Source organism: Carnobacterium sp. (assembly GCF_040274425.1).
Genome location: NZ_JBEMBC010000125.1, coordinates 1 through 4,996, shown reverse-complemented (window position 1 = coordinate 4,996; position 4,996 = coordinate 1). Strand labels below are relative to the sequence as shown.

Here is a 4,996-nt window from a genome sequence, read left to right as displayed (position 1 = left end):
GTTATTTTTCAATTTCGGATCGGTTTATCGAAATTAAAATGTTTTTATCGATTTTCAAAGCTAAAGAAATTTTTTTAGTCTCATCCCACGAATTTTGGGCACGCTTCTCCCTAGGCCATTTAAACGGTTTTAAAAAAAAGGTTCTTTAAATGTACTGCCGAATCCTTTGGATTTTCCTGAATACGGCATCAAACTCTCGCTTATAAACATGGGAACTTGATAGTTTTAAGTAGATTTGTCTTGCCGTAGTGACGAGCTTTCCAGCCACTTTAAACAGACGAAGACGTATCTTATTCACTTGGAGTCCTTTTGATTTTGGTTCAAAACATATGGTACGCAAGAAATTAACCACACTGTATGCCAAGAGACTAAAAAAACAGCGTGAGTCCGTTGCCTCACGCTGCATAAATCAGATTTTATTTTTAACTAAATTTAGCTCATCCACACCTTGAAATACATTCAGACGCTGGAAATCAATGAATTTCTTTTAGAAAAAAGCCAGGAAAATTATGACGCCGGTTTAAATTTGCTTATCGTGAAAGAAGAATTTAAAGGATTGGGTATTGGAGGCATGTTGTATAATCATTTTTATGATTACCTTAAACAACATCAAGCAGAAAACTTCTATTTGTTTACCGACAATTCTTCTAATTATCAATACTTATGAATACAACGGTCTAACCCGCGTAACTGAGAAAAAATATTATTGGAACCAGGAAATAATGATACCTTAGAAGTTTACTATCTATATGAAGGAACACTAAACTTATCCGAAAAAATGAATTAACCGTTCCAGACAACTATTATTTTTTCAGTTTAGAAAGAAAGCAGGCAGAATCAATTCTAAAGCTATCCGCTTTAGAGTTGACTCTGCCTGTAAAGTACAGTGTTATCTAACTTGTCTTTGCAAAACGTTCCAGGTTTTCCAGTGTGGAATTCAACCCATCAAGATGATCTTCCTTTTTGATTCCTTTAGGGACATTTTCAGCGATAATCGTTACTTTTGTGCTTGGGACTGCTTCCTCAAAGTACCAGGTCATCACCATATTTCCTGCAAAGACAGGGTCATCTGACTCAAATACACCAGCCTCTACGATTTTCTTACCGGGTATCAATTCGATAAAGGTACCTTCTAAAGTATCTGAGTTTGCAGTTGTTTTACCTTGAACAGCATATTCATCCTCGTAGATGAGTGTTAATTGAAATCTCCCACCTATTACTGGTTCAAACAGACTTATTTCTCCTCTCATACCCTCAGGAGGCAACCATTTAACTAAAGAATTCGGATCCATAAATGCTTGATAAAGTATTTGTGGCGAAGCATCAATTACTTTTGAGACAGTGTCAATCCTTCCGCTCTTCGGATTGTTTTGCATGATAAACGCTCCTTTATAAATGTAATCGACTCTTTTACTTTTTTAAAGTATACCACCATAGATAGAGAGATTCTTCTAGAATGTTTTAATCTTCAAAAATATCAATATATTCTTAAGTCAGCAGCAAATTGAGTATGCTAGTTTTCATTCACAAAAAAAGAACTGCCATATAGACAATTCTTTTTAATATATAACGTTATATTAACGTTTTTAGTATTGAAATACTGTATGAGCTTTCTCTTAAGACCTGGTTTTATATTTAACGCTTTGAATAAATATGGAAAAAATTGATATTTTTAATCTTTTAAAGAAATTCATATTGAATGAATTTGAATAGATTTGGACCTAACGTGTTCTACTTTTGGATTCTAAAATTGGTAGTATATTTCGTTAATTTTACCTATGTAAAATCAAGTCTTATAGTTGATCTGTGAGGAATATCAAAGTTCTTAATAGCCACTGATTGTTTAAAAAATGCTAAAAACGGTATTTTCACAAATAAAAAAACTAGTGATTTTCTATGATTCTATGATATTAATAGGCAGAAAAAAATAATATTGTATTTTTTGCCTATTAAATATCTTTAAAAGTAAATTTTTTCAGTTAATGATTTATTACTGGTGGAAGATCCTTCTGTGAGTTTGAAAACAATTCCTCGAGTTCCTTTAATTCAATATCATTATTCTCAATAATGGATTGAATAACTTCCAATCCTATCTTAGCTGAAAATTGTTTTTTATCTTTTTCTAAGAATTTTTTTGAATTATCTTTATATGCATTTTTTATTGCAGGTATTAGTAGCTTAAAAAGATAAATCGGCATCAGTATCTCTTCATTACTACTATTGAAGTACATGATAGATTGATTCAAAAACATTGTTGAGTTAGAGTTGTGGTCCAAAGAAAATACTAATTCTCACTCCGGACTTGTAACTTTAGCAGTAATATTTTTCAATATCTCACCGTTACTAATAAATGCTTTTGTAATAATTAAGTCGGAAGTTTGATCAGAAGAACATTTAAATATATTGTGTTCATCAATAGAATTCCCTATAAAACCGCTTATATTATTTAATGCTAGCTCTTCTGTAAGACATCCTTTAGAAACACTATATTTATAAAATAGCCAATTGAATAAATCAGGAGCCATATGATATCTTTGATCGACGTCTTTAATATAACTTTCCCCAATAAGCTTTCTTACACGATCAATATGAGATTCATTGGATGAAAAAACAAGAAAATAAACTGCTTTTTCATTTTCAAAAAAGATTACCCTTATTGAAGCATCATTGACTCTGTCTTTTTCAGGAAAAATATTTCCTGAAGAATCTTTTTTTCGTTTTTTCGGGAACTCTAATTCTGCGTATGTCTCTAACACTTTAGATTCGATAATATTATCTTCAGCTTCAGAAAGAATAATATTTTCTGTTTTAGTTCGTTCATTGTCCCATTCATAATAAAAGTATTTCTCTTTCTCAGCCATAACTTGAGCTTGTTTAATGTCTTGTTTTGCAATAAACAATTCTTCTTGGTGTTTTCTTTTTAGTATATTACTTTTAACATCGTTGACAGATGAATATCTATCAAGTAAAAATATTTTCATTGTTAACTTAGAACTGGACAATTACTACACCCCCTTACAAATAATATCTATAACTTTAAAGTCTAATTCGATTTTTTTTGTAAACAATCTTGCTAATATGCCATGCTTAACAGACGAAAAATTATAGTCTAGATAAGTGTCAGTATTACGTACCCTTATAGGCTTAATGATAAATTTTTCTTGAATAACATGTTCTCTATCAAAAAATTTTTTCCCCTTAATACTAATTTGATTTAACAAATTAATTTTAATTGCCCTATCCATTACTTGAAATGAAGGATATTGACCTTCCAACCGTTAGAAAAATATATGTCTAAAATTTTAGGGTTAAAATAGACATTTATAACAATACCAATGTACTTCATCATAATAATGTTTAATTCGCCCTTTGCTTTAAAACTAACAGTAATTTCAAACCCCTGTTCTTCATATTCTGAGTTTTTAGGATGAAATTCTATAGGGCTATCAATACTTTCTCCTTTGTTAGTTAAAATCAAACTTATTTCAAGAGGTTCTAGATTGTTTAAAATAAATTTTGTAATAACAAAAATAAGCAATTTGGTAAATCCAATTCCTGCAGTAACAACTGCACTTAATACAGTTTTTTGGAACAATTCATTAGTTAGGCCTATATTATTTAGGAAAGAGAATATAAAATTTTCACTATTTGTAATGAACCATGCAACAATAAATGAGATTACGAAAGTTTTACTGAGAGAAGATAATTCTTTTTTTATAAAGTCTTTATTATCTTTAAAATTTGTCACATAATTCATAGTGGCGGATATCAAAAGAGCGTTAAAATTGTATGACAGTCAAGCATACAGCATAAAAGAAATTACAGAAATGACTGGTATCAGTAAAGCTACGCTCTATCGCTATTTAAAGTCATAATAAAAAACGCATCTTAAGGCAGTTTCGAATCTCCAAGTGGACAACTTCCCACGAAACAGGCCTAAAATGCGTTCTAGTTTATTGAAATTTGTAGATTTTATAAATATTACCTTACTAACTTATAAAGCAAGATATAAGTTAGTCAAAGATACACTAAGTATCGACTAATAATACATAGTTTTATCCTTATTAAGTTATGACTATTTTCAAAAACATTAATTTTTATTCTTAGCGTCGATTTGAATATCTTCCCACATATATCTAACTTCTTTTAATTTGGTGTGGCTAAGCTCTTTTATAATAGAAACTAACTTTTCTGGAATACTTGATTCACTCCAAATCAAACTATCATAGTATATCCTCACTAATATCGATAAACTGTATAAACTTTCAATTAATCCCCTATCTGATTCGTTGAGTGACAAGTCTAATTCATCTAAGTTCTCGCGAAAAGATTCAATAATAATATTTTTGTGAGAGTCTTGAGTAAATATCGGATGACCTATAACATGTGTCAGTTGATAAATAATAGAGCTACTTCGCTGAGTTTCGATATACTTTAAAGAACTTATTAATTCGACCAAGTGACTTGCAACATTTATATTATTGAAAGAATTATGCTCAAACATCAACATTATATCGACTGCATTCATCACTTGTCCTAGTTCATCTCTTGATCCAACTATAATTTTGGACATTAAATACTTAATATCGCTCTCAAATAAATTACCCGCAATAACTTTCTCTATTAAATCTATTGTGGATGTTGAGATATCATTTTCTTTAAGTAACACTTTAATCTTACTCATGGTTATACGTATGTCTTCCGTGTATACATTAGAAAAATAAGCTTGTGCTATGAGCATAGCTACGAAATCCCCTAATTTTAGGAATCTTCTCTTTCCTTCCTTTGCATTTCCAAAAATATCCATTTTAAAATTTAATACACTTTTTTCATTATCGATATAGTCATATATATAATTTAATGTATTAATAAAGTAATGATAAGTCCATGTTAATTCTATGGTGCCCGTCCCTTTTTTGGAGAGTGTAAAATATTTTGTGTAAATGAATAAAAAACATACAAAAAAGGAAGTCCCTTCTGTAGAATAAAGTTAACG

Annotated in this window: 8 protein-coding genes; 2 read left to right on the top strand and 6 right to left on the bottom strand. The window is 30.1% G+C overall.

The window, feature by feature from the left end; translation table 11 throughout:
• Positions 1–145: 145 nt before the first annotated feature.
• Positions 146–406, bottom strand: coding sequence for a transposase (locus ABS911_RS14225; RefSeq protein WP_350468103.1), 261 nt, complete (start codon positions 404–406; stop codon positions 146–148).
• Between the two features lie 42 nt (positions 407–448).
• On the opposite strand from ABS911_RS14225, the gene ABS911_RS14220 reads away from it, so the two are divergent.
• Positions 449–667 (top strand): GNAT family N-acetyltransferase, encoded by a 219-nt coding sequence (locus ABS911_RS14220; RefSeq protein WP_350468102.1) that lies wholly within the window; start codon positions 449–451, stop codon positions 665–667.
• Between the two features lie 226 nt (positions 668–893).
• On the opposite strand, the gene ABS911_RS14215 is transcribed toward ABS911_RS14220, so the two are convergent.
• The 4 genes from ABS911_RS14215 to ABS911_RS14200 all read right to left on the bottom strand — a co-directional run bounded on the left by ABS911_RS14215 (position 894) and on the right by ABS911_RS14200 (position 3,757).
• Positions 894–1,376 carry an SRPBCC domain-containing protein gene (locus ABS911_RS14215; protein WP_350468101.1) on the bottom strand — a complete coding sequence of 161 codons (483 nt, stop codon included), beginning with the start codon at positions 1,374–1,376 and terminating at the stop codon, positions 894–896.
• 603 nt (positions 1,377–1,979) lie between these two features.
• Complete coding sequence (locus ABS911_RS14210; RefSeq protein ID WP_350468100.1) at positions 1,980–2,198, bottom strand: hypothetical protein; 219 nt, start codon at positions 2,196–2,198, stop codon at positions 1,980–1,982.
• Positions 2,199–2,291: 93 nt separating this feature from the next.
• Positions 2,292–3,002, bottom strand: a complete 711-nt coding sequence (locus ABS911_RS14205; protein WP_350468099.1) for a hypothetical protein — start codon at positions 3,000–3,002, stop codon at positions 2,292–2,294.
• Between the two features lie 242 nt (positions 3,003–3,244).
• On the bottom strand, positions 3,245–3,757 hold the full coding sequence (locus ABS911_RS14200) for a hypothetical protein (RefSeq protein ID WP_350468098.1): 513 nt from the start codon (positions 3,755–3,757) through the stop codon (positions 3,245–3,247).
• Between the two features lies 1 nt (position 3,758).
• On the opposite strand from ABS911_RS14200, the gene ABS911_RS14195 reads away from it, so the two are divergent.
• Positions 3,759–3,875, top strand: coding sequence for a helix-turn-helix domain-containing protein (locus ABS911_RS14195; RefSeq protein ID WP_502880555.1), 117 nt, complete (start codon positions 3,759–3,761; stop codon positions 3,873–3,875).
• A 215-nt stretch (positions 3,876–4,090) separates the two neighbouring features.
• On the opposite strand, the gene ABS911_RS14190 is transcribed toward ABS911_RS14195, so the two are convergent.
• Complete coding sequence (locus ABS911_RS14190) at positions 4,091–4,807, bottom strand: hypothetical protein (protein ID WP_350468097.1); 717 nt, start codon at positions 4,805–4,807, stop codon at positions 4,091–4,093.
• Between the last annotated feature and the right edge of the window lie 189 nt (positions 4,808–4,996).